Below are 22,198 nucleotides of genomic sequence, written 5' to 3'. Positions count from 1 at the left end.
ATGTTACGCACTCTGTTCGCCGGCCTGCTGATGCTCGCCGCCACCGTCGTCACCGCCCAGCAGGGCCCAGCCCAGAACCCGCAGCGCTTTGGCGATCTGCTGGTGCATCACAACACCTTCAACAGCTCCTACCTGCAACCGGAAATAGCCGCCGCTGCCGGCCTGCAACGCGGTCCCCGGCAGGGTGTGGTGAATATCGCCGTGCAACGACTGACCGACGAGGGCCTGAAAGTGGTCGACGCCAAGGTCGAAGGCACGGTGAAGAATCTGATTCAACAGGCCACCCCGCTGAAATTCATCCGCCTGCAGGAACAGGACGCCATCTACTTCGTCGCCAACTACTCGGCGGGCCAGCGGGGCCTGCTGCAGTTCGAGATACGGGTGCAGGCGGAAGAAGGTGCGCCAGTGCATACCGTGCGCTTCCAGCAGGAGTTCCATCCGGATGAGTGACAACGCATTGCCTTTCAGCCAACTGGTCCTGGCCAGCAACAACCCCGGCAAACTCAAGGAACTGCAGGCCATGCTCGGCGCGCATATCGACGTACTGCCGCAGAGCCAGTTCATCGGCGAGGAAGCCGAGGAAACCGGCCTGAGCTTCGTCGAGAATGCCATCCTCAAGGCCCGTCACGCAGCCCGCGCCTCGGGTCTGCCGGCGCTGGCGGATGATTCCGGACTGGCAGTGGATATCCTCGGCGGCGCACCGGGCATCTACTCGGCACGTTATGCCGATGGCCAGGGCGATGCCGCCAACAACGCCAAGCTGCTGGATGCCCTGCGCGATGTGCCGGATACGCAGCGCGGCGCGCGCTTCATCTGCGCCCTGGCCCTGGTACGGCATGCCGACGATCCGGTACCGATCATCTGCGAAGGCGCCTGGGAAGGTCGTATCCTGCATGCGCCCCAGGGCGAACACGGGTTCGGCTATGACCCGCTGTTCCTGGTGCCCGAGCAGGGTGTCTCCAGCGCGGAACTGCCGCCGGAGCAGAAGAACCAGCTCAGTCACCGCGCCCGCGCCATGCAGCTGCTGCGCGCCCGGCTGGGGCTGGTCTGATCAATTCCATGACCCTGCCGCCGCTGGCCGCCTATGTGCACATCCCCTGGTGCGTGCGCAAATGTCCGTATTGCGACTTCAACTCGCATACCAGCGACAGCGGCCTGCCGGAAGATGACTATATCGCTGCGCTGATCGCCGACCTGGATCAGGACCTGCCGTACGCGCAAGGACGTGAACTGGTATCGATCTTCTTCGGCGGCGGCACTCCCAGCCTGTTTTCCGCCGCCAGCCTGGAGCGGCTGCTGCAGGCGATGCAGCAACGGCTGCGCTTTGCCGCAGATATCGAGATCACCCTGGAAGCCAACCCCGGCACCTTCGAACAGGCCAAGTTCAAGGACTACCGCAGCGCCGGTATCAATCGCCTGTCGATCGGTATCCAGAGCTTCAATCCGCAGCACCTCAAGGCGCTGGGACGCATCCACGATGACCGTGAGGCATTGGCGGCGGTGGACATGGCCCGCCGCGCCGGCTTCGACAACCTCAACCTGGACCTGATGCACGGGCTGCCGGGCCAGTCGCTGGAGCAGGCCCGGGCCGATATCGACCAGGCCATCGCACTGGGACCGGAACATCTGTCCTGGTACCAACTGACACTGGAACCCAACACGGTGTTCTACAGTCGTCCGCCGGTGCTGCCGGAAGAGGAAACCCTGTGGGATATCCAGGAGGCCGGGCAGGCACGGCTGGCCGAGGCCGGTTATACCCAGTACGAGATATCCGCCTATGCCCGTGATGGCCGCCGCGCCCGGCACAATCTCAACTACTGGCAATACGGCGACTTTCTCGGCATCGGCGCCGGTGCCCACGGCAAGCTGAGCCACGCCGATGGCCGCGTCGAACGCTACTGGAAGACCCGCCAGCCCAGGGACTACCTGAATCCAGACAAGGCATTTCGCGCCGGCAACAAGATACTGAAGGCAGACGAGCTGCCCTTCGACTTCCTGATGAACGCCCTGCGCCTGGTCGACGGAGTACCCACCGCCTGGTACCCCGAGCGCACCGGCCAGCCCGTCGAGGCCATGGCCCCGCTGCTGGACCAGGCCGTCCAGCGCGGCCTGCTGCAACCCTGGCAACAGCAACTGCGCCCCACCGAACAGGGCCGGTTGTTTCTCAACGATCTGCTGGAGATGTTTCTCTGACACAGTTGCCGGGTCGGGCGAAATATCGCTCTCTGCAACGTCATCCTTCACCCCGTCGTCGCGCAGGCGCACGACAACCCGAGATCATCGGCGCCTACCAGCTCGGGGTGTAGCGCCCCGGTCCGCGTTCGGGCGCAACGCCCTACACCTGGGGTGTAGCGCGCCTGCGCTACGCCATGCGGCCCAGCGGTCCACGCTGTCGTCGCGCAGGGGCGCGACAACCCGGGCTCGCGGCCATAGGCAAGTATTCACACCACCAACCTGCCCCGCCTGTACTTGCCGCTCGACGCTCAGCCCCCTACAGTGACTGCTCAGCCATCCCCTTTCGCGACCACGAGGTGTCCATGTCCCCGTTCAGCTTCGCCACCACCGCCCGCATCCTCTGCGAAACCGGCGCCGCCAGCCGTCTGGCGCAACTATGCCGGGAGCGGGATGCGCAGCGGGTAATGCTCGTCACCGACCCCGGCATCACCCAGCTGGGCCTGCTGGACGATATCCTGCCGGGCTTCGCCGAGACCGGCATGAGTGTGGAAGTGTTCGACCAGGTGGTCGCCGATCCGCCGGAAGAGGTAGTGTTCGCCGCCGTGCATCAGGCGCAGGCGATGAATGCGCAGTTGATCATCGGCTTCGGCGGTGGCAGCTCGATGGATGTGGCCAAGTTGGTCGCCCTGCTGGCCCACCCACATGCCACCCAGAGCCTGACCGAGATCTATGGTGTGGAAAATGCCCGAGGGCAACGGCTGCCGCTGATCCAGGTACCGACCACCGCCGGCACCGGCTCGGAAGTCACCCAGATCGCCATTATCACCACCGGCGCCACCACCAAGACCGGTGTCGTCTCGCCACTGCTGCTGCCGGATCTGGCGGTACTGGACGCGGAACTGACCCTCGGCCTGCCGCCGGCGGTCACCGCCGCCACCGGGATCGATGCCATGGTGCACGCCATCGAGGCCTACACCAGCAAACTGAAGAAGAACCCGCTGTCCGACATGCTGGCCCGCGAAGCCCTGCGCCTGCTGGCCGGCAACCTGGACGAGGCGGTGCACAACGGCAGCAACCGCGAGGCACGCCAGGCCATGCTGCTCGGCTCACTGCTGGCCGGCCAGGCGTTTGCCAACGCCCCGGTGGCGGCGGTACATGCGCTGGCCTACCCGCTGGGCGGGCATTTCCATATTCCCCATGGACTGTCCAACGCCCTGGTGCTGCCCAGCGTGATTGCCTTCAACGCACCGGCGGCCGAAGCCCTGTATGCTGAACTGGCACCGCTGCTGGTGCCCGACTGCCCGCCTGGTGACGCCGCCAGCCTGACCGACCAGTTGATCACCGCCCTGGCGCAACTGAGCCCGCGCTGCAACCTGCCCAGCCGCCTGCGCGATGCCGGCGTGCCGGAGGACAGTCTGGAAATGCTGGCCCGGGAGGCGATGCTGCAGCAGCGGTTGCTGGTGAACAATCCAAGGGAAGTGACCGAGGCCGATGCGCTGGCTATCTACCGACAGGCGTATTGATCCACAGCAGGTATCAACCCAGGGCAGCTCGATGGCGACCCCGTCGAGTTCCATCTCGACCAATAGAGTCACCCGCAACACCGCTGGCCGGGATGGAACCCGGCCCTCCACTGACGCCGAGAACCATTGCATGACGACCAAACCCCAGCGCAGCGACTACCCCTACCTGCACCCGATCACCACCCGCTGGCACGACAACGATATCTATGGCCATATCAACAATGTCACCTACTACGCGTTCTTCGACAGCGCGGTGAACAGCTGGCTGATCAACGAGGGCGGGCTGGATATCCATCACGGGGAGAAGGTGGCGTTTGTGGTGAGTTCCGGCTGCGATTATTTCCAGCCGGTGGCCTTCCCCGAGCAGATCGAGATCGGTGTGCGCGTGGCCAGGCTGGGCAGCAGCTCGGTGCACTACGAACTGGCACTGTTCAAGTCCGGGGTGGCCGAGGCCTGTGCGGCCGGGCGCTTCGTGCATGTGTTCGTCGAACGCGCCGGCAACCGCGCCTGCCCGATACCACCGGGGCCGCGCGCGGCGCTGGAACGCCTGCTGGTCAGCGACTGATTATTCGAAGGGCCGCTCATCCCACCAGGGATAGAAGTTCGGACGATCCTTGCTCGGACGCAGCTTGAATTCCGGGGCGCGCTTTTCCAGGAAGGAACGCACGCCCTCCTTGGCATCCTCCGACTCACCCATGAAGGCAATCGCCCGGGAGTCGACCTTGTGCGCTTCCATCGGGTGATCGGCACCGAGCATGCGCCAGATCATCTGACGGTTGAGCAGCGCCGACATCGGCGCGGTGTTATCGGCAATTTCCCGGGCCAGCGCGTAGGCCGCCGGCAGCAGCTCATCCGGCTCGTGGATGCTGCGGACCAGACCGCCCCTGAGTGCTTCCTCGGCACCGAATACGCGACCGGTATAGACCCATTCGGCAGCCTGCATCGGACCGACAAGACGCGGCAGGAACCAGCTAGAGCAGGCCTCCATGGTGATGCCGCGGCGGGCGAAGACGAAGCCGAACTTGGCGTTGGTCGAGGCCAGGCGGATATCCATCGGCAGGGTCATGGTCACCCCGACGCCCACCGCCGCGCCGTTGAACGCGCCGATCACCGGCTTGGTGCATTCGTAGATGCGCAGCGATACGGTACCGCCGCCGTCACGCAGATCGGCGCCTTCCGGCTGGTCGGTACGGGTGTGGCGGTTGAAGGTGTCCCCGCCCTTCTCCAGGTCGGCACCTGCACAGAAAGCGCGCCCGGCACCGGTAACGATGATCACCCGCACATTGTCATCGGCGTCGGCAGCATCGAAGGCGGCGATCAGCTCGCGGCGCATCGGTCCGTTGAAGGCGTTCATCCGCTCGGGGCGGTTGAGGGTCAGGGTGAGGACATTGTCCTGCACCTGGTAGTCGAGGGTTTCGAATTGCATGACGGGCTCCGCAGCAGATTGGTGTTCTGAACAGAAGCCAGTGTAGGAAGCTGGGCCGGTGGCGGCCATTACTCTTGGTGGTTGCTATGGGGGATCATAGGTACGGCGGATAGAGCAGGATTACAGGCAAAAGAGATAACGTCATTGCGAGCCCGCAGGGCGTGGCAATCCATGGCTCGGTGCCACTGGCCCGCGCTGGATTGCCGCGTCGCTACCGCGACTCGCAATGACGTTGGGATTACCGTCGTGACTCAATCAACCCGCTCGAACTTCAGGTCCCATACCCCATGCCCCAACCGCTCGCCGCGCTTCTCGAACTTGGTGATCGGCCGCTCGTCCGGGCGCGGAATGAAGGTGCCATCGGCAGCCTGGTTGCGGTAACCGGGCGCAGCGCTCATCACTTCCAGCATCTGCTCGGCGTAGTGCTCCCAGTCGGTGGCCATGTGCAGCACACCACCGACCTTCAGCTTGCGTCGTACCAGCTCGGCAAAGGCCGGCTGCACGATGCGCCGCTTGTTGTGTTTCTTCTTGTGCCAGGGGTCGGGGAAGAACAGCAGCAGGCGATCCAGGCTGGCGTCGGGAATCGCCTGATTCAGCACTTCGATGGCATCGCAGTCGTAGACCCGCACATTCTGCAGCCCGGCATTCAGCACGCCATTGAGCAGCGCGCCGACACCGGGGCGATGTACCTCGATACCGATAAAATCCTGCTCTGGCGCCGCCTGAGCCATTTCCAGCAGGGAATGACCCATGCCGAAGCCGATCTCCAGGGTACGCGGCGCCTGACGACCAAATACCTGGTCGAGATCCAGCAAGCCGTCGGCCAGGGTCAGGCCGAACCGCGGCCAGCCCTTCTCGACGCCACGCTGCTGGCCCTCGGTCATGCGTCCGGCGCGCATCACGAAACTGCGGATGGTACGCCGCGGCTGGCCGTCGCCGTCCTGATGTTGCTCTACCGGGGTATCGTTCACGTCACTCATTGCCGACAAAGGTACCTTCCAGCGGTGAAGAGGCGGCTGCGTACAGGCGGCGCGGCATGCGCCCGGCCAGGTAGGCGCCACGGCCAGCGAGTACCGCATGCTTCATGGCCTCGGCCATCAGCACCGGCTTCTGCGCACCGGCAATCGCGGTATTCATCAGCACCCCGGCACAACCCAGCTCCATGGCGATGGTCGCATCCGAAGCGGTACCGACGCCGGCATCCACCAGCACCGGCACGGTGGCTTCTTCGAGGATGATACGCAGGTTATAGGGGTTGCAGATGCCCAGCCCGGAACCGATCAGACCGGCCAGCGGCATCACCGCCACGCAGCCGATCTCGGCCAGTTGACGGGCAATGATCGGGTCGTCGCTGGTGTACACCATCACATCGAAACCGTCCTTGACCAGCACCTCGGCGGCCTTGATGGTTTCCACCACGTTGGGGAACAGGGTCTTCTGATCGGCCAGCACTTCCAGCTTGACCAGATTGCGCCCGTCCAGCAGCTCGCGGGCCAGACGGCAGGTGCGTACCGCGTCCTCGGCGGTGAAACAGCCGGCGGTATTCGGCAGGATGGTGTAACGATCCGGCGGGATCACATCGAGCAGGTTGGGCTCGCCGGGATTCTGACCGATATTGGTACGGCGGATGGCCACGGTGACGATCTCCGCACCGGAAGCCTCGATCGCTGTCCGGGTCTCTTCCATATCCTTGTATTTGCCGGTACCCACCAGCAGGCGGGAACGGTAACGCACGCCAGCTATTTCCAGGGCGTCTTGCTGAATATCTGTCATGGTCTTCTCCGCTGGGCCAGGGGAGCTGGCGCCTGTCGCGCTCTAGCCGCCACCGATGGCGTGGACGATTTCGACTCGGTCACCGTCGTTCAGACGTGTGTCGGCATACTGGCTACGCGGCACGATCTCCAGATTCAGCTCGATGGCCAGTCGCTTGCCGGTCAATCCCAGCCGCTCGACCAGATCGGCCACGCTGATGGAGGAATCGAGGGGATGGGCTTCGCCATTCAGTTGGATCTGCATGGAACAACTCGATGAAGGGTGAATCGGGTGCCAATGATAGCCTGAAATGGCCTGTCCTGACCATTGCCTGCGGTGCCCAGGGCAGTGGTCAGACCGAACGCCAAGCCGCCAGGCCGAAGCACACCCAGGCCGCCAGAAAGCTGACTCCACCGATGGGCGTGATGATGCCCAGCTTGCCGATGCCACTGAGAGCCAGGGCGTACAGGCTGCCGGAAAACAGCACTATCCCCAGCACAAACAACCCGCCGGATACCTTGAACAGCATGCTGTCCGGCCAACGCAACAGCAGCAGCGCCACCCCGATCAGCGCAGCGGTATGCCACAGCTGGTACTGCACGCCGGTCTGAAACACCCCCAGCAGATTCTCCGGCAGGCGCCCGCGCAGCGCATGCGCGGCAAAGGCGCCCAGCGCCACACCGGTAAACCCACTCAGCGCCGCCAGCAACAACAGGATTCTGCTCATCACCATCTCTCCAGGGAATTATCCAGTGGTTCCTTTATACTGCGGTAGATTCTATACCACTCCGCAGACAGGCCCGGCATTGAAGACCATCCTGCGCAAAACCGCCAAATGGCTGCTGATACTCCTGCTTGTCAGCCTGCTCCCCGTGATCCTGCTGCGCTGGGTACCGGTGCCCGGCTCGATGCTGATGATCGAGCGCTGGCTGGAGTCACGCAGCAGCGACCAGCCATTCGAGCTGCAACAACGTTGGACGCCCTACCGGGAGCTGCCCGACAACATCAAGATGGCGGTCATTGCCGCCGAAGATCAGCACTTTGCCCAGCATCACGGCTTCGACCTCAAGGCCATCCGCGCGGCCATGCAGCACAACCAGCGCGGCGGCAATCTGCGCGGCGCCAGTACCCTCAGCCAGCAAGTGGCCAAGAACCTGTTCCTGTGGTCAGGCCGCAGCTGGCCGCGCAAGGCGCTGGAAGCCTGGTTCACCCTGGCCATCGAAACCCTGTGGTCCAAGCAGCGCATCCTCGAGGTATACCTGAATATCGTCGAATGGGATGACGGCGTGTTCGGCATCAACGCCGCAGCCCGGCATCACTTTGGCGTGGCACCGGGCGTACTGTCCGACCAGCAGGCGGCACAATTGGCCGCCGTGCTGCCCAACCCCCGCCGTTGGAGCGCCGCCAGCCCACCGCCACATGCGCTGCAACGCAGCCAGTGGATTCGGCAACAGGCCCGGCAGCTCGGTGGTGCGCACTACCTGCGGCAGATGGAAGCCAGGCAGTCCTGGCCGCAGTGGCTGAGCCCGACGAACTGGAAGCAACGACTGAGTGAATGATCGGCGCCCGGTCAATCATCAGCCGTTAACGCATCCAGCCGCTGGGCCAGACTGCCACTGGACAACTCACCAAGACGAACGTCCTCCATGAGCCCTTCGGCATTGAAAAACAGGGTTACCGGCAGGCCCCGGTGAGCAAGCAGGTGTCCCATTTCCATACCCCGATCCAGCAGCACATTGTCCAGCTCCAGCCGATCACGCTGCAGGAAGTTGCGCACCGTATCGGCATCCTCACCCTGGTTGAGAAACACAAAGTGCACCTCCGGGTGCTGCTGCTGAGCCTGCTGCAGCATCGGCATTTCCCGGCGGCAGGGCGGGCACCAGCTGGCCCACAGATTGATCACCGTCGGCTTGCCCGCAAAGCCGGGCAGGGACACCGCTTCACCATTGAGCGCGGTCACCGGCAAGGCGGGAAGCGGGCGGTTCGCGCTGGTCGGCAACGCCGCCAACGCTACCACCAACAATACCCCCAGGCTGAGGGCAGACATGCCCTTGACGATGGGCTTGGCTATCGCTGGGCGCCGGTATGCGAGCAGCAGCGTAGAACCCCAGACTGCCGCCAGGCCCCACCAGGCATTCCAGCCCCCATCCCGGATATCCAGCAGGCTCATGGGCTCGGCCAGATAGGCATCGGCATAACTGAGGACAAACCCCAGCCGGGCGCCCACCAGACCCGCCACCAGCACCAGCCAGACCTGCACCTCAGCCTTCACTCCGGCACGCCTGGCGCCCCGTCCTGCAATCCACAGCGCCCAGACAAGCCGCGATCAGCACCAGCAGTGCGTTCAACGGAATGGCGAGCGGCCCCATGGGTATGAATATGTTCATCAGCGGTATCCCTTGTTCTGTGACCCGCGTCAGGGTAAACCAGCCGGCACCTCTACCGGCCTCTGCATACCAGTAAAGTTGTTCCTGAATGATTCCTTGGCCTGCTCGGACATGCGCCGCCAGCAGCCACTCGACCGTGAGCGCCAAAGCCGCAGTTGCTCGGACTCCTCGAAACGCTCGATCAGGCTGGCCCAGTAACGCGACTCCGGCAGCACCGCCACCGACAACAGCGGCTTGCCAGCACCAGCGCAAACCACCATGCTGACAAGCTGGCATCCACAGGCACTATCAGCACCATGCGCATCCATCTGCTCAGCGACCTGCATAATGAAGTCCGCCCATTTCAACCCTCAACCTGCGAGGCTGACGTGGTAGTCCTGGCTGGCGATATTGATCTGGGCACCCGTGGCCTGGACTGGGCCAGGCAACAGTTTCCGGGGCCGGTACTCTACATTCCCGGCAACCACGAATACTACGGCGGCCATCTACAACGCACCCTTGCCGAGCTGCGAGCGGCAGCAGACGAGCAGATCCGGGTGTTGGATGGTGATGAGCTGATCATCGGTTCGGTACGCTTTCTCGGCACCACGCTGTGGACCGACTTCAACGCCACCGGCAACGCTCCTCTGGTCAGCGTAGCCGCCCGTCAGGCCGTCCACGATTACCGGTTCATCAGGAGCCGGGACAACCAATTGATCCAGCCCGAAGACACCATCGCCCTGGCCGAGCGCAACCGCCGCTGGCTGCAGCACAAGCTGGAACAGCCGTTTACCGGCAAGACGGTGGTCATCAGCCACCATGCGCCGCTGATGCAGTCCCTGCATGGCAACCCCGCCTCGGGCAACCTGCTGGATGCGGCCTTTGCCAATGATTGGATCGAACTGCTCGGCCCGCCGGTCGACCTCTGGCTGCATGGCCCCAGCCACCATGCGGTCGACTATCGGTTCCGTGGTACCAGGGTGGTCAGCAACCCCAGGGGTTACCCCCACGAAGACACCGGCTTTGACCCGCAACGGGTACTGGAACCCTGACAATCCCGCGCAATCGGTAGCAACCCAAGGTCACCGGTGCCCGGCCAGCCAGTCCCGCAGCTCGCTGGGCAGCAGGCCGGTCCAGCGCCGTAGCGAACGGCGGAAGTTGGCCCGGTCATTGAAGTTGAGGTAGTCGGCCACTTCGTCGCTGGTATAGCCACGGCTCTGGTAGAGCTCCAGTGCCACGCTGGAGCGCGCCTGATCCAGTTGCTCCTGAAAATGCGTGCCGTGCTTCTGCAGTTTGCGCTTGAGCGTTGCCGGGCTCATGCCGAAGGATTCCGCCACCCCTTCCAGGCGCAGCGGCTGGCGAATCTGCGCCAGCAGATGGTCATGCAGGCTGTCCAGCAGACTCTGCGCCGCCGGTAATGCGGCGAGCATGGTCAAGCCTTCCTGTTCGGCAACCCGACCGGCAGTCGCCGAGGCGCCCGCCCAGGGCTGGTGCAGGTATTCCCGGGGTAGGCACATCTGGTTCAACGGACTGTCGAAACGCAGTTGCTCGCCCAGATGCACCCAGTACTGCTCGATATAGCGCGGCTGCGAATGCATCAGGTGGAATGACCAGGGCAGCCGCTGGCCGGACAACCACTGGCAGACACCCGTCAGCGCCGCCATGCCGGCCTCGATCAGAAACATGCCTTGCCCGCTGACGCCGAAGCTGTCGCCCCAGTCCAGCCACACATGCTGCTCGTCCACCCGTAAGCGCAGGCGCAGCAAGGGCCACAGCAGCGGCTGCAAACGCACCAGCCGCTCCAATGCCTCCAGCAGGTTGGTGGCATGGCGCAGGGCGTGGCTGGCTGCGCCGTAGTGGCCGGGCAGCCACTGCTGACCAAGCAGGAAGCTGGTGTCATCGGCTTGCATCTGCTGCTGTACATTGGTGATCAGGCGCAGGAACTGCAGTGGGCTGATCAACCGATTACCGGCAAGAATGTCCTCATGGAACAGCCCGGTACCCTGCAGCAGCCGGTGTACGTTGACTCCCCGGCCGAGGGCCAGATCAATCAGACTGGCAGGCTGATAGTGCGCCGGAATGAAGCGCGTATCGCACTCCAGCCACCCCTCTGCCCGCTCGCTCCTATCCATACTGCACCGTCAGATGCTGCTTGGCCCGGGCCATGGCGATATTCAGCCGTTGCAGCAGGGTTTCGGTGTCCTCGTCGCGGGCCATCAACGCCACCACCGTGGCGGACAGCTCGATACGCTCACCCTGACGGCTGCTCTTGTAGGCCAGGCTGCGCACCGCCAGGCTCATTTCCCCGGCCAGCAGTTGCGCCTGACGCTCTCCGGTATGCGGCAGGATCACCGCGAATCGATCCCCGGCCAGGCGACACAACAGGTCATGCTGGCGCAGGTTGAGCAGCAGCAATTGGGTCAACACCTGCAGCAAACGATCCCCTTCGGCGTGGCCATACTCCCTGTTTATCCTGGAGAAGGCATCCAGATCCAGCATGATGACCGACAATGGCTGCCGCGCATCATTCGCCTCGCCCAACGCCAACTGCAATTGCGCCCGCAGATAGTTGGCATCCCCCAGTGGCGTCAGTTTGTCGAACTGACGGTGTTCACGGAACAGCCGCTCCCGGTTGCGCATCTGCTCATTGATCGCCAATTGTTCGCGGTGCCAGTGAAAAATACCCAAGGTCAGCAGGATAAAACCAACCGGCATGGGTCCGGATTCCAGCCAGCCGTCCCAGTTGACCGCGGCAGGCAGGGCGATGAATTCGTCTACGGTATCCATGAACAGACTGAAAAACAGACAACCCAGCCCCGTGAACAACAGATCGGTCACATAGCCAGCCGGTCGGCTCTTGAGCAGCAGCCCGATCCACACCAGTATCAGTACTGCCGAGCCGCCCTCCCCGGCCACATCCAGCCAGTCCCAGGCCGAGACCGGTTTGATCTCGCCCGACAAGAGGTGCAGCATCAGCCCGAGATTGGCGGCGATCAGCAGTGCCGTCAGCTTTATGCGATGGGTGGCGAGCATGAATGTCATGGTGGTTCTCCGTTCATGCCCGCCAGCTAAGCAGTTCCATGTGACAATGCCGTTGCACCGACTGGGGTCATATCAGCTCAGCGAGCAGTGCCCATGCATGCCACTTTCTCGGCCATCTTCTGCTGCTTCCTCCTCATTTCGCGTCTTCCTGGCGGATGACGGCTGAAGGAAGGCCGAACAGAAGGGTCAAATCAGCTCAAGAACAGCTATTTACCTCTTATATCCCGCCTTTTTGTGGCTGTTGACGACAACATGGTCACATAACTGACATCTACCCCACCTAACTTGCCTCCCCATAAAGCCCGCACGGGCCGCTTTTCCAGGGGAGGATCAATCCATGTCCGCAGTACACTCCACCATCCGCCACGGCGGATTCCGCCTCAGCGCTCTGGCGCTGGCCATTGCTGTCAGTACGCCGCTGTACGTCCAGGCGCAACAACCGGAAGTGGTCGATGTGATCGGCCAGGCGGCGCAGCTGGAGCAGGCGCTGGACGACCAGCGCCGCGCCAATACCATCAAGAGCGTGGTGCACGCCGATGCCATCGGCCAGTTGCCGGACGACAATGCCGCTGAGGCACTGCAGCGTATTCCCGGCCTGTCGGTCGAGCGCGACCAGGGTGAAGGCCGCTTCGTGCGGGTACGCGGTCTGGGTTCGGATCTTAACAGCGTGACCATCAACGGCACCCTGGTACCGGCACCGGAGAGTGACCGCCGGGCCGTCGCCATGGATGTGCTACCCAGCGAGCTGGTGCAGTCGCTGTCGGTGGTCAAGACCCTGACGCCGGACATGGATGCCAACTCGCTGGGTGGCACCATCGAGGTGGAAAGCCTGTCGGCCTTCGACCATGACGGCCTGTTCTACAGCCTGAGTGCCGAGGGCAGCCATGACGAGAACACTGGCAAAAACAGTCCCAAGCTGTCCGGCGCCTTCAGCAACCGCTTCAGTATCGGTGACGGTGTGGACAACTTCGGCATCGCTGCGGCCCTGAGCTGGCAGGAGCGCAAGTTCGGCTCGGACAACGTGGAAACCGGCGGTGCCTGGGATTTCGATGACGGCGCCCGGCTGGAAGAACTGGAGCAGCGCCGCTACGACATCACCCGCGAGCGTACCGGCCTGGGCCTGAATCTGGATTACCGCCCGGACGAGCACAGCGAGGTCTGGTTCCGCAGCCTCTACAGCCGTTACAAGGACGATGAGGTGCGCCAGGGCCTGGTAACCGAGTTCGCCGACCCGCAACTGCCCGGCGAGCTGGGTGATGCCGAGGTCAGCCGCGAACTCAAGGCCCGCGAGGAGACCCAGGAGGTCCAGAGCTTCGTGTTCGGCGGCAAGCGCCAGCTCGGCGACTGGGGCATCAGCGCCCAGGCCGGCTACAGCAAGGCCGGCGAAGACAGCCCCGGAGGCATCGGCAATGCCGCCTTCGAAGGCAATGATGATTTCAGCAATATCGGCTACGACAGCACGCGCAAGCCGCGGCTGCGCGCCGGGCAGGATCATTACGACCCGAACAACTTCACCCTGACCGAGGTGGAATGGGAAAAGCAGCGCACCACCGATACCGAGAAGAACATCAAGCTCGACCTGACCCGCGACTTTCAGTTGAGCGGTCTGCCCTCGCAGTTGGCCTTTGGCGGCAAGCTCAGCCGCCGGGAAAAGGACAACGACCTCGACGTCTGGGTCTATGAGGACTTCGATGAGCTGGGTTTCAGCGACGATCAACTGAATCTGTCGCGCTTCAGCCGTGGCACCGCCGACTACGGCCTGGGCCGCTTCGGGCCGCGTATTTCCGATCGCGCAGTGAAAGATCTGATCAGCGGCCTGGATCGGGCCGACTTCTACGATGAGGAAGAGTCGCGCATAAACGACTTCACCATCGAGGAGGACATCAATGCCGCCTATGTGATGAATACCCTGGATATCGACGACCTGCGCATCATCGCCGGCCTGCGTTACGAAGGCACACGCATGAAGGCCCGGGGCACCGGACTGGACCAGGGCGAGTTCGTCGCCAACGACACCAGCAAGAAATATGACCACTGGCTGCCGGGCCTGCACGCCATCTATCAGCTCAACGACAAGACCCAGATCCGCGCCGCCTGGACCAACAGCGTAGTGCGGCCGACCTTCGGCCAGATATTCCCCGGCTTCGTGCTGGATGACGACGAAGCGGAGTTCGGCAACCCCGATCTCAAGCCGCTGGAGTCGGCCAACTTCGATCTCGGCATCGAGCACTACATGGGTCGTGCCGGTGCGGTATCGGCCTTCGTGTTCTACAAGGACATCGACAACTTCATCTATACCGCCGACGTCGCCGGCACTGGTGAATACGCTGGCTTCAGCGAAGCCATCACCTCAGTCAACGGTGACAGCGCCAAGGTCTATGGTCTGGAACTGGCCTACTCGCAGAAGTTCAGCTGGCTGCCCGCACCCTGGAACGGGCTGCTGGTCAACGCCAACACCACCTTCACCCGGTCCGACGCCGATATCGAACAGTTCGACCCGGAGCTGGGCGCCATGCGCAGCCGCAGCATCCGCCTGCCCGGCCAGTCCGACATCACCGGCAACCTGACCCTGGGCTGGGAGAGTGACCAGCTCAGCCTGCGCCTGTCGGCCAACTACAAGTCCGACTACCTGGATGAAGTGGGCGACGTGCTGGATGCCCGTTACGACTACAAGGTGGATGACCAGCTGTTCGTCGATTTCAGCGCCAGCTACTTCCTGCGCGACAACCTGCAGCTGTTCTTCGAGGCGCAGAACCTGACCGACGAATCCTATTACGTTTACACCGGCAAGCGCCGCTACAACGCCCAGTACGAGGAATACGGCCCCAGCTACAAGGTCGGCCTGACCCTTACCCACTTCTGACCCGGACGGGCGGCGGGCCAGGCCTGCCGTTCAGCCCAGACTTCTTATCAGTACGGAATACTTCATGCATCGATATCCCCTGAACCCCCTCGCAGCGCTGGTCCTGTCCGGGCTGTTGCTGGGTTGCTCCAAGGCCGACTCCAGCAATGTGCCCACAGCGGACACTGCTCACACCGCGAGCAAGGTTGAACTGCAAGCCTGGCAGCCGAGCCATGCCGCACGGGCCGAGTCCTGGCAATTGCTGGGCAACGACCAACGTCTGGCCGCCGATGCCGAGGGCCTCTGGTTACTGGATGCCGGCGGTAATCGCCTGGCCCAGCACCCCGGCAATTTCTACAGCCTGGATGTGCGCCAGCAAAACGATCAATTGCTGATCGCTACCACCGCGACCGCCAGCCAGCAGCCCACCCTGCTGCGCACCGATACCAGTAACCTGCGGCTGCGTCAGCAGCTGATACTGCCTGCTACGACCTACCGCATCGAGAACCTCTGCCTGTATCGGGACGAGTCGCACAACCTGCATCTGTTTGTGGTCGGCGAGGAAGGCATGGGTGACCAGTGGCTGGTCGGCAACGACAACCGCCTGCTCGACACCGCCGCCCATGTACGCAGCCTGCGCCTGCCGCCGGAAAGCGAGCACTGCGCAGTGGATGACCAGCAGCACCTGCTGTACATCAGCGAGGAAAGCGTCGGTATCTGGGCCTATGGCGCCCATCCCGAGGCCGAACAGAGCCGTCAACCGGTGGATATGGTCGCGCCCTTCGGCGGACTGCAGGACATGGTCGCCGGGCTGGCTGCAATACCCGGCGGGCTGCTGGCACTGGACGCCGATGCCCGCCAGTTGCACCGCTATCGCCTGACCGGGGATAGCTGGGACAGTCTCGAACCAATCGCGCTGGACGGCACCGTTGAACCGGAGCGGATCGCCGTGCGTACCGCCAACCAGCAGAGCGAATTGCTGCTGGTTGATGGTGACGACGGCCAGCTCTACCAGACCCGTATCGCCTGGCCGGGCAGCGCCCACACCAGCGATGCCGATATCCCTGTGCTGCTGCCAACGGTACAGACCGACCCGATTCCCAGCCCCGGCGATGCCGCCGACGACCCGGCGATCTGGCTGCACCCCGGCGATCCGGCTGCCTCCCGCGTGCTGGGCACCGACAAACGCAATGGCCTGGCGGTCTACGACCTGAATGGCCGGCAGTTGCAATACCTGGCCGTCGGTCGCCTGAACAACGTCGATGTGCGCCACGGTTTCCAGCTGGGCGAGCAACGGGTCGATCTGGCTGTGGCCAGCAACCGCGACCATAACAGTCTGCAGGTATTTGCCATCGATCCGGCCAGCGGCCAGTTGCGCGAGCTGGGCCAGATCGCCACCCCGCTGCAGGACATCTACGGCCTGTGCATGGGCAGCGCCCCCGACGGCAGCCTGTATGCCATTGCCAATGACAAGGACGGCCGCTTCCTGCAGTACCGCCTGAACGGCAGCAATGGCGAGATCAGCGCTGAGCTGGTACGCGAGTTCGCCGTGGCCACCCAGCCCGAAGGCTGCGTGGTCGATGACCTGCGCCAGCGCCTGTTTATCGGCGAGGAAGGCGAAGCGGTGTGGGCGCTGGATGCCGGCGCCGATGCTTCCACCGAGATGACCCGGGTAATCGGCATCGGTGGCCCGATCAAGGCGGATATCGAAGGCCTGGCCATCTATCAGCACCCCGAGCATCCCTATCTGGTGATTTCCAGCCAGGGCAACGGCAGCTATGCGGTGCTCGATGCCGAACCGCCCTACCAACTGCGCGGCAGCTTCCGCATCGGCCTCAACAGCCGGCTGGGCATTGATGGCGTGTCCGAAACCGACGGCCTGGAAGTCACCTCCGTCAATCTCGGCGGCCAATGGAGCCAGGGCATGCTGATGGTGCAGGACGGCCGCAAGCGCATGCCCGAAGGTAACCAGAACTACAAATACGTGCCCTGGCAAAGCATCGCCGACGCACTGCAATTGGACTGAATGAGAGAACCCACCATGCCTACCGATATAGCAACCATGCCAACCACCGCCCACAGCATGTCCCCCTGGTCACTGATCGCCGAAGCCAGCCTGCTGGTGCAATTGGTGATGCTGATCCTGGTGCTCGCCTCGCTGACCTCCTGGTTCCTGATCATCCAGCGCAGCAGCCTGATGGGTGCCGCCAGGCGCTCCCTGGGCCGCTTCGAGCAGAGCTTCTGGAACAAGGGCACCGACCTCAGCAAGCTGTATCAGGAACAATCGCAGGACAGTGACGGCGTACAGGGCATCTTCCATGCTGGCTACCGAGAGTTCGCCCACCTGCGCGAGCAGGAAAGCGAGCCGGAAGCGGTGATGGAAGGCGTGCAGCGGGCCATGCGTGTGGCCATCTCCCGGGAGGAGGAGCGGCTGGAAAAACACCTGCCGTTTCTCGCCACGGTCGGCTCGGTCAGCCCCTATATCGGCCTGTTCGGCACCGTGTGGGGCATCATGAATTCCTTTATCGGCCTGTCCCAGACCGAGCAGGCAACGCTGGCCGCCGTCGCACCCGGTATCGCCGAAGCGCTGATCGCCACCGCCATCGGCCTGTTCGCCGCCATTCCCGCGGTGATCGCCTACAACCGCTTTGCCGCCCGCAGCGAGGGCCTGATCAGCCGCTACTACACCTTCGCCGAGGAGTTCTCCAGCATTCTGCACCGGCGGCTGCACAACCGGGCGGGGAACTGAACCATGCGCCCGGCCCGTAGAAAGCTCCGGCCCAATGCGGAGATGAATGTGGTGCCCTATATCGACGTGATGCTGGTGCTGCTGGTGATCTTCATGGTCACCGCGCCCATGCTCACCCAGGGTATCCAGATCGAACTGCCGAAGGTCGCCAGTGAAGCCCTGCCCAACGATGACCCGCTGAATATCGTCACCCTGTCGATCGATGAGGCGGGGCATTACCACTGGAACGAGGGCGATACCGTCGATACCGAGCAGTACAGCGACAGCAGCGAGTCGCTGGAGGAGATGCGCCAGCGCATCAGCGCGCTGGTCGCCGCCAGACCCGAGACCCAGGTATTTATCCGTGCCGACCGCCACGCCGATTACGGTCTGGTGATCGAAGGCATGGCCGCCCTGCAGCAGGGCGGCATCAGCCGCCTGGGTCTGATCACCGAGGCACCGTAACCGCATGACTGAGCTGATGCAAAACACACCCCCCGCAGGCCGCCCATCGCGCAAGGTGGAAGGCTGGCTGCTGCCGGCTCTGGCCACCGGCCTGCTGCATGGCGCTGCCGCACTGATGCTGTGGCACAGCTGGTCACCGGAAGCCCCAGCCACCTCGCCACGAACCGTCATGATCACCCAGTTGGTCACCCTGCCCAGCCCGGCCCCGGAGCCGCCCGCGCCGGTACCGGAACCCGAGCCAGTGGCGGCAGCAGCACCACCGCCGCCACCCGAACCGCAGGTCGATCAGGGTGCCATCGCCCGCAAACGGCTGGAACAACAGCAGCAGCGCGAACGCGAGGAACAGCACCGACTCGCCGAGCAGCGCCGGGAACAGCAACGCCAGCAGGAGCGGGAAGAACAGGCCCGGCGCGAGCAACAGGCGCGTGAACTGGCCGAACAGCGTGCCCACGAGGAACAGCAACGGCTGGCTGCCGCCGCCGAAGCCCACGCCCTGGCCGAGGCCGAGGCCGCCCGCCGCGCCGCTGAAGCCGCCGCCATCGCCCAGTACCAACCCATCAGCAAACAGCCACCGAGCTATCCGCGCCGGGCGCTGGATCGTGGGCTGGAGGGTGATTGCATGGTGAGCTACACGGTCACCCGCGATGGCCGGGTAACAGATCCGCAGGTAGTCGAGGGTGCCTGTGATGACCCGCTGTTCGAGCGGCCATCACTGGCCGCAGCCAAAAGCTTCCGCTACCAACCTCGGCTGGTCAACGGTCAGCCGGTGGACGTGCCCGGAATACGCAACACCTTCCGCTATCGCATTCAATGACGAGCAGAACATGAGACAGGAACATCAGCATTACCACGCCGACCTCGAAGCGGTTGACGACCGCAGGCTCAATCCCAGCCAGGCCGCCGATCTGGATAGCGTGATCAACCGCAGCCGCCGGCAGGTACTCAAGGGCGGGCTGGCACTGGCCGCCTTCGGCCTGTTCGCAGGCATGCTGCCCGGCTGCCAACGCAGCCCCGGCACGCCGACTGCCGCCCCGTTGATGGGATTTTCCGGCGTCGCGGCACAGACCTCGGCGAAGTTCGATCAGGTGCTGGTAGCCGACGGTTATACCGCCCGCCCGTTCTTCAGCTGGGGCGACGCGGTGCTGGACAGCGCCCCGGCCTGGCTGGATGACGCCTCCCAGGACTGGCAGGCGCAGCTGCTGCAGGCCGGTGACAACCACGACGGCATGCACTTCTTCCCCTTCGAGGAGGCGCCCAACGAGCATGGCCTGCTGGTAATCAACCACGAATACATCAACCCGACCCTGCATACCAATGGCTTCACTTTCACTGAGCTGGATGATGGCCGCCGCCAGCGCCCGGTCGATCAGGTTCGCAAGGAGCAGGCCGCGCATGGTGTCAGCGTGCTGGAAATCCGCCGCGACGCCAACGGCCACTGGCAGCGGGTGCCCGGTTCGCGCCTGCACCGGCGCATCAGCGCCCTGACCCCCATGGCCATCCGCGGCCCGCTGGCCGGCGACCCGCGCATGCGCACCGCCAGTGACCCCAGCGGCACCGAGATACTGGGCACCCTGAACAACTGCTCCATGGGCGTCACCCCCTGGGGTACCTACCTGACCTGCGAAGAGAATTTCCACAACTACTTCGTCAACCGCAACGCCGTCGATCACGCCACCCGCCCCACGCACCAGCGCTACGGCATCGGCCAGGGTCAGCACAGCGCCTATTACGCCTGGGAGTCGGTGGATCGCCGCTTCGACGCCACCCCCGACCCGACACAGGACCATCTGGGCTACGTCAACGAACCCCACCGCTTCGGCTGGGTAGTCGAAATCGACCCCTTCGACCCCGACAGCAAACCGATCAAGCGCACCGCCATGGGCCGGCTGGGCCGCGAATGCGCGGTAGTTTCGCTGGGCGATGACGGGCGTATGGCGGTGTATTCCGGTGACGATGCCCGTGGCGAATACGTGTGGAAGTTTGTCCCCGACGCTCGCCACGACCTGGCCAATCCGCAGGCCAGTCGCAATCTGCTGGACAGCGGCACCCTGTATGCCGCCCGTTTTGATGAAGACGGCACGGGTAGATGGCTGCCGCTGATCTGGGGCGAAAACGGCCTGACCCCGGACAACGGCTTTGCCGACCAGCAGGACGTGCTGCTCAACGCCCGCGGCGCCGCCGACCAGCTCGGCGCCACGCCGATGGACCGCCCCGAGTGGGTCGCGGTACACCCTGACAGCCGTGAGGTCTATGTCAGCCTGACCAATAACCATGAGCGCGGCAGCCGCTTCCCGCTGGATGCCGCCAACCCCCGGCCCGACAACCAGCACGGCCAGATCGTCCGCTGGCGCGAAGCCGGTGCCGACCCGGCCGCCATACATTTCGAGTGGGACGTGTTTCTGCTTGCCGGTGACCAGCCGGGCGCGCTCGACGCCGCCGGCCAGCCGCTGCCGGACAACCTGATCGGCAGTGTCCAGGGCGACATCTTTTCCTCGCCCGACGGTTTGGCCTTCGATGCCGCCGGGCGGCTGTGGATCCAGACCGACTCCGACGAGCAGGCCGCCCATACGGTCAACACCGGCTGCAACCAGTTGCTCTGCGCCGACCCGCAGACCCGTGAAGTGCGGCGCTTTCTGGTCGGCCCACGGGGCGCGGAAATCACCGGCATCACCTGGACGCCGGACTACCGCACTCTATGGATCAACATCCAGCACCCCGGTATCAGTTACCCCGCCAGCGACGGCCACAGCCGTCCGCGATCCACCACGCTGGTCATTACCCATGACCAGGGCAAGGTGATCGGCAGCTGACGACGCCATGCGCTATCGCCCCTTGATCTTCTCCGCCCCTGCCAATGGATTGCTTCAGCGCTATGCGCTTCGCAATGACGATGGGTAATCACGCTCATGAGTCACATCTCCCGTCATTGCGAGCTCGAAGGGCGCGGCAATCCAGCGCGCGCCCAATTGCACCAACGTCAAGTCACCTACAACAAGGAACGACCATGAAACTCCGCATCCTGCTACCCACCTGCCTGCTGCTGGCCAGCAGTGCACTGGCTCCCGTACTGGCCAGTGCCGCCGAGCCGGTACTGCGCTTCGCCATCCTCGGCGACGGCGAGCCCAAGCCCAAGGCCGAATTCCCCGGCCTCGCCGCCGCCGTCGGCCATGTCAATCACCTGACCGATACGCTCGACCTGAACTTCGTCATCGGCGTCGGTGACATCGCCCACAAGGGCACCGAGCTGCAATACGAGGCCGCCACGCCGGTGCTGCAACGCCTGAGCCTGCCGTTCTATCCGATCATGGGCAACGAAGAGCATGGCTCCACCGTCGAGCGCTACATGACCTACGCCCAGCGCTGGAATGAAGGCAAGGCCGAGATCCCCGGCCCCAGCTATGTCATGGAGTTCGAGCGGCTGGCCGTGGTCATGGCCTCGCCGGATGAAGGGCGCGACTTCAACGACCAGGGCGTGGCCTGGGTCAGGCAGCAGATCCAGCAGCTCAACCCCAAACCGGTACTGCTGGTGGTCCACAGCGCACCCGCCGGCATCTTCCCGGAGAACGCCGACAAGGGCATCCACCACCCCGGCTTCGCCGAGGTCAGCGCCCAGCCCAACCTGATCGCCATGATCTCCAGCGACCTGCACATGGACATGGATCGCACCGAGCACTCAAAACAGATCGACGGCGTTCACTACCTGCATATCCCCGCCCTGGAACGCACCAAGATCCCCGACGAAGATCACCATGTACCCATGTTCCGGGTACTTTCGGTGATGGATGATGACCAGGTGATCGTGGATACCTACCAGGTCGGAATGGACGGTCCGCTGCAGCGGCATGATTACCGCTTCAGTCTGAAGCGGTAAGCGAAGCA

At 63.9% G+C, this 22,198-nt stretch carries 23 protein-coding genes; 14 read left to right on the top strand and 9 right to left on the bottom strand.

Features of this window, described 5'->3' with window-relative positions; genetic code table 11:
- From CQ007_RS06485 to CQ007_RS06465, 5 genes are all read left to right on the top strand, one after another.
- Complete coding sequence (locus CQ007_RS06485; RefSeq protein ID WP_256582216.1) at positions 1 to 450, top strand: DUF4426 domain-containing protein; 450 nt, start codon at positions 1 to 3, stop codon at positions 448 to 450.
- Positions 443 to 1,051 (top strand): RdgB/HAM1 family non-canonical purine NTP pyrophosphatase, encoded by a 609-nt coding sequence (gene rdgB / locus CQ007_RS06480; RefSeq protein ID WP_177424288.1) that lies wholly within the window; start codon positions 443 to 445, stop codon positions 1,049 to 1,051. The genes CQ007_RS06485 and rdgB overlap by 8 nt, the downstream gene beginning before the upstream one ends.
- A gap of 8 nt (positions 1,052 to 1,059) precedes the next feature.
- The gene (gene hemW, locus CQ007_RS06475) at positions 1,060 to 2,193 is read left to right on the top strand and encodes a radical SAM family heme chaperone HemW (RefSeq protein ID WP_218278838.1); all 1,134 of its coding nucleotides are present in this window, start codon (positions 1,060 to 1,062) and stop codon (positions 2,191 to 2,193) included.
- Between the two features lie 344 nt (positions 2,194 to 2,537).
- Positions 2,538 to 3,698 (top strand): iron-containing alcohol dehydrogenase, encoded by a 1,161-nt coding sequence (locus CQ007_RS06470; RefSeq protein ID WP_105644317.1) that lies wholly within the window; start codon positions 2,538 to 2,540, stop codon positions 3,696 to 3,698.
- Between the two features lie 130 nt (positions 3,699 to 3,828).
- Positions 3,829 to 4,263, top strand: a complete 435-nt coding sequence (locus CQ007_RS06465) for a thioesterase family protein (protein ID WP_105644315.1) — start codon at positions 3,829 to 3,831, stop codon at positions 4,261 to 4,263.
- Here the strand turns inward: CQ007_RS06465 and CQ007_RS06460 are convergent, their stop codons facing one another.
- The 5 genes from CQ007_RS06460 to CQ007_RS06440 form a co-directional block, all read right to left on the bottom strand.
- Positions 4,264 to 5,124, bottom strand: coding sequence for a crotonase/enoyl-CoA hydratase family protein (locus CQ007_RS06460; protein WP_105644313.1), 861 nt, complete (start codon positions 5,122 to 5,124; stop codon positions 4,264 to 4,266). It abuts the gene before it with no gap.
- 251 nt (positions 5,125 to 5,375) lie between these two features.
- Positions 5,376 to 6,104 (bottom strand): tRNA (guanosine(46)-N7)-methyltransferase TrmB, encoded by a 729-nt coding sequence (gene trmB / locus CQ007_RS06455; protein WP_105644311.1) that lies wholly within the window; start codon positions 6,102 to 6,104, stop codon positions 5,376 to 5,378.
- On the bottom strand, positions 6,097 to 6,897 hold the full coding sequence (locus tag CQ007_RS06450; RefSeq protein WP_105644309.1) for a thiazole synthase: 801 nt from the start codon (positions 6,895 to 6,897) through the stop codon (positions 6,097 to 6,099). The genes trmB and CQ007_RS06450 overlap by 8 nt, the downstream gene beginning before the upstream one ends.
- A gap of 42 nt (positions 6,898 to 6,939) precedes the next feature.
- The gene (gene thiS, locus CQ007_RS06445) at positions 6,940 to 7,140 is read right to left on the bottom strand and encodes a sulfur carrier protein ThiS (protein ID WP_090540304.1); all 201 of its coding nucleotides are present in this window, start codon (positions 7,138 to 7,140) and stop codon (positions 6,940 to 6,942) included.
- Positions 7,141 to 7,228: 88 nt separating this feature from the next.
- Positions 7,229 to 7,603: a DUF423 domain-containing protein gene (locus CQ007_RS06440; RefSeq protein WP_105644514.1), complete on the bottom strand. Its 375-nt coding sequence runs from the start codon at positions 7,601 to 7,603 to the stop codon at positions 7,229 to 7,231.
- Positions 7,604 to 7,682: 79 nt separating this feature from the next.
- Here CQ007_RS06440 and mtgA point away from each other — a divergent pair, with 79 nt between their 5' ends.
- Positions 7,683 to 8,435, top strand: coding sequence for a monofunctional biosynthetic peptidoglycan transglycosylase (mtgA, locus tag CQ007_RS06435; RefSeq protein WP_105644307.1), 753 nt, complete (start codon positions 7,683 to 7,685; stop codon positions 8,433 to 8,435).
- An 11-nt stretch (positions 8,436 to 8,446) separates the two neighbouring features.
- Here the strand turns inward: mtgA and CQ007_RS06430 are convergent, their stop codons facing one another.
- Positions 8,447 to 9,184 (bottom strand): TlpA disulfide reductase family protein, encoded by a 738-nt coding sequence (locus CQ007_RS06430; protein ID WP_256582225.1) that lies wholly within the window; start codon positions 9,182 to 9,184, stop codon positions 8,447 to 8,449.
- Between the two features lie 108 nt (positions 9,185 to 9,292).
- Positions 9,293 to 9,523 carry a hypothetical protein gene (locus CQ007_RS06425; protein ID WP_146114547.1) on the bottom strand — a complete coding sequence of 77 codons (231 nt, stop codon included), beginning with the start codon at positions 9,521 to 9,523 and terminating at the stop codon, positions 9,293 to 9,295.
- A 36-nt stretch (positions 9,524 to 9,559) separates the two neighbouring features.
- Here CQ007_RS06425 and CQ007_RS06420 point away from each other — a divergent pair, with 36 nt between their 5' ends.
- Positions 9,560 to 10,294: a metallophosphoesterase gene (locus CQ007_RS06420; RefSeq protein ID WP_105644301.1), complete on the top strand. Its 735-nt coding sequence runs from the start codon at positions 9,560 to 9,562 to the stop codon at positions 10,292 to 10,294.
- Between the two features lie 30 nt (positions 10,295 to 10,324).
- On the opposite strand, the gene CQ007_RS06415 is transcribed toward CQ007_RS06420, so the two are convergent.
- Positions 10,325 to 11,374 (bottom strand): AraC family transcriptional regulator, encoded by a 1,050-nt coding sequence (locus CQ007_RS06415; RefSeq protein WP_105644299.1) that lies wholly within the window; start codon positions 11,372 to 11,374, stop codon positions 10,325 to 10,327.
- The gene (locus tag CQ007_RS06410; protein ID WP_105644297.1) at positions 11,367 to 12,284 is read right to left on the bottom strand and encodes a GGDEF domain-containing protein; all 918 of its coding nucleotides are present in this window, start codon (positions 12,282 to 12,284) and stop codon (positions 11,367 to 11,369) included. Before CQ007_RS06410 ends, CQ007_RS06415 begins: the two co-directional genes overlap by 8 nt.
- Before the next feature lie 337 nt (positions 12,285 to 12,621).
- Between CQ007_RS06410 and CQ007_RS06405 the strand changes: the two genes are divergently transcribed.
- The 7 genes from CQ007_RS06405 (at position 12,622) to CQ007_RS06375 (ending at position 22,190) form a co-directional block, all read left to right on the top strand.
- Positions 12,622 to 15,147, top strand: coding sequence for a TonB-dependent receptor (locus CQ007_RS06405; RefSeq protein ID WP_105644295.1), 2,526 nt, complete (start codon positions 12,622 to 12,624; stop codon positions 15,145 to 15,147).
- A 64-nt stretch (positions 15,148 to 15,211) separates the two neighbouring features.
- Positions 15,212 to 17,152, top strand: coding sequence for a phytase (locus CQ007_RS06400; protein ID WP_105644293.1), 1,941 nt, complete (start codon positions 15,212 to 15,214; stop codon positions 17,150 to 17,152).
- A 36-nt stretch (positions 17,153 to 17,188) separates the two neighbouring features.
- On the top strand, positions 17,189 to 17,875 hold the full coding sequence (gene tolQ, locus CQ007_RS06395; RefSeq protein ID WP_256582224.1) for a protein TolQ: 687 nt from the start codon (positions 17,189 to 17,191) through the stop codon (positions 17,873 to 17,875).
- 3 nt (positions 17,876 to 17,878) lie between these two features.
- Complete coding sequence (gene tolR, locus CQ007_RS06390) at positions 17,879 to 18,319, top strand: protein TolR (RefSeq protein WP_105644291.1); 441 nt, start codon at positions 17,879 to 17,881, stop codon at positions 18,317 to 18,319.
- Between the two features lie 16 nt (positions 18,320 to 18,335).
- Positions 18,336 to 19,133 carry an energy transducer TonB gene (locus CQ007_RS06385; RefSeq protein WP_146114546.1) on the top strand — a complete coding sequence of 266 codons (798 nt, stop codon included), beginning with the start codon at positions 18,336 to 18,338 and terminating at the stop codon, positions 19,131 to 19,133.
- 10 nt (positions 19,134 to 19,143) lie between these two features.
- On the top strand, positions 19,144 to 21,129 hold the full coding sequence (locus CQ007_RS06380) for a PhoX family phosphatase (protein WP_105644287.1): 1,986 nt from the start codon (positions 19,144 to 19,146) through the stop codon (positions 21,127 to 21,129).
- Positions 21,130 to 21,323: 194 nt separating this feature from the next.
- Entirely contained in the window at positions 21,324 to 22,190 is an 867-nt protein-coding gene (locus CQ007_RS06375; protein ID WP_105644285.1) for a metallophosphoesterase, read from the top strand.
- Positions 22,191 to 22,198: the final 8 nt, after the last annotated feature.

The organism is Pseudomonas sp. MYb185 (assembly GCF_002979975.1).
Lineage (GTDB): Bacteria > Pseudomonadota > Gammaproteobacteria > Pseudomonadales > Pseudomonadaceae > Halopseudomonas.
Note: the sequence above shows the minus strand (reverse complement) of the source record. Positions and strands in the feature narration are given on the sequence as shown.

What these genes read in the sequence shown, in the direction of transcription:
- CQ007_RS06415 (WP_105644299.1), bottom strand. Translation starts at nt 11,374, where the DNA reads ATGGATAGGAGCGAGCGGGCAGAGGGGTGGCTGGAGTGCGATACGCGC.
- thiS (WP_090540304.1), bottom strand. Translation starts at nt 7,140, where the DNA reads ATGCAGATCCAACTGAATGGCGAAGCCCATCCCCTCGATTCCTCCATC.
- CQ007_RS06485 (WP_256582216.1), top strand. Translation starts at nt 1, where the DNA reads ATGTTACGCACTCTGTTCGCCGGCCTGCTGATGCTCGCCGCCACCGTC.
- CQ007_RS06380 (WP_105644287.1), top strand. Translation starts at nt 19,144, where the DNA reads ATGAGACAGGAACATCAGCATTACCACGCCGACCTCGAAGCGGTTGAC.
- CQ007_RS06465 (WP_105644315.1), top strand. Translation starts at nt 3,829, where the DNA reads ATGACGACCAAACCCCAGCGCAGCGACTACCCCTACCTGCACCCGATC.
- tolR (WP_105644291.1), top strand. Translation starts at nt 17,879, where the DNA reads ATGCGCCCGGCCCGTAGAAAGCTCCGGCCCAATGCGGAGATGAATGTG.
- hemW (WP_218278838.1), top strand. Translation starts at nt 1,060, where the DNA reads ATGACCCTGCCGCCGCTGGCCGCCTATGTGCACATCCCCTGGTGCGTG.
- CQ007_RS06425 (WP_146114547.1), bottom strand. Translation starts at nt 9,523, where the DNA reads ATGGTGGTTTGCGCTGGTGCTGGCAAGCCGCTGTTGTCGGTGGCGGTG.
- rdgB (WP_177424288.1), top strand. Translation starts at nt 443, where the DNA reads ATGAGTGACAACGCATTGCCTTTCAGCCAACTGGTCCTGGCCAGCAAC.
- CQ007_RS06420 (WP_105644301.1), top strand. Translation starts at nt 9,560, where the DNA reads ATGCGCATCCATCTGCTCAGCGACCTGCATAATGAAGTCCGCCCATTT.
- CQ007_RS06450 (WP_105644309.1), bottom strand. Translation starts at nt 6,897, where the DNA reads ATGACAGATATTCAGCAAGACGCCCTGGAAATAGCTGGCGTGCGTTAC.
- trmB (WP_105644311.1), bottom strand. Translation starts at nt 6,104, where the DNA reads ATGAGTGACGTGAACGATACCCCGGTAGAGCAACATCAGGACGGCGAC.
- CQ007_RS06375 (WP_105644285.1), top strand. Translation starts at nt 21,324, where the DNA reads ATGAAACTCCGCATCCTGCTACCCACCTGCCTGCTGCTGGCCAGCAGT.
- CQ007_RS06440 (WP_105644514.1), bottom strand. Translation starts at nt 7,603, where the DNA reads ATGAGCAGAATCCTGTTGTTGCTGGCGGCGCTGAGTGGGTTTACCGGT.
- CQ007_RS06470 (WP_105644317.1), top strand. Translation starts at nt 2,538, where the DNA reads ATGTCCCCGTTCAGCTTCGCCACCACCGCCCGCATCCTCTGCGAAACC.
- CQ007_RS06400 (WP_105644293.1), top strand. Translation starts at nt 15,212, where the DNA reads ATGCATCGATATCCCCTGAACCCCCTCGCAGCGCTGGTCCTGTCCGGG.
- CQ007_RS06385 (WP_146114546.1), top strand. Translation starts at nt 18,336, where the DNA reads ATGCAAAACACACCCCCCGCAGGCCGCCCATCGCGCAAGGTGGAAGGC.
- CQ007_RS06410 (WP_105644297.1), bottom strand. Translation starts at nt 12,284, where the DNA reads ATGACATTCATGCTCGCCACCCATCGCATAAAGCTGACGGCACTGCTG.
- CQ007_RS06460 (WP_105644313.1), bottom strand. Translation starts at nt 5,124, where the DNA reads ATGCAATTCGAAACCCTCGACTACCAGGTGCAGGACAATGTCCTCACC.
- tolQ (WP_256582224.1), top strand. Translation starts at nt 17,189, where the DNA reads ATGCCAACCACCGCCCACAGCATGTCCCCCTGGTCACTGATCGCCGAA.
- CQ007_RS06405 (WP_105644295.1), top strand. Translation starts at nt 12,622, where the DNA reads ATGTCCGCAGTACACTCCACCATCCGCCACGGCGGATTCCGCCTCAGC.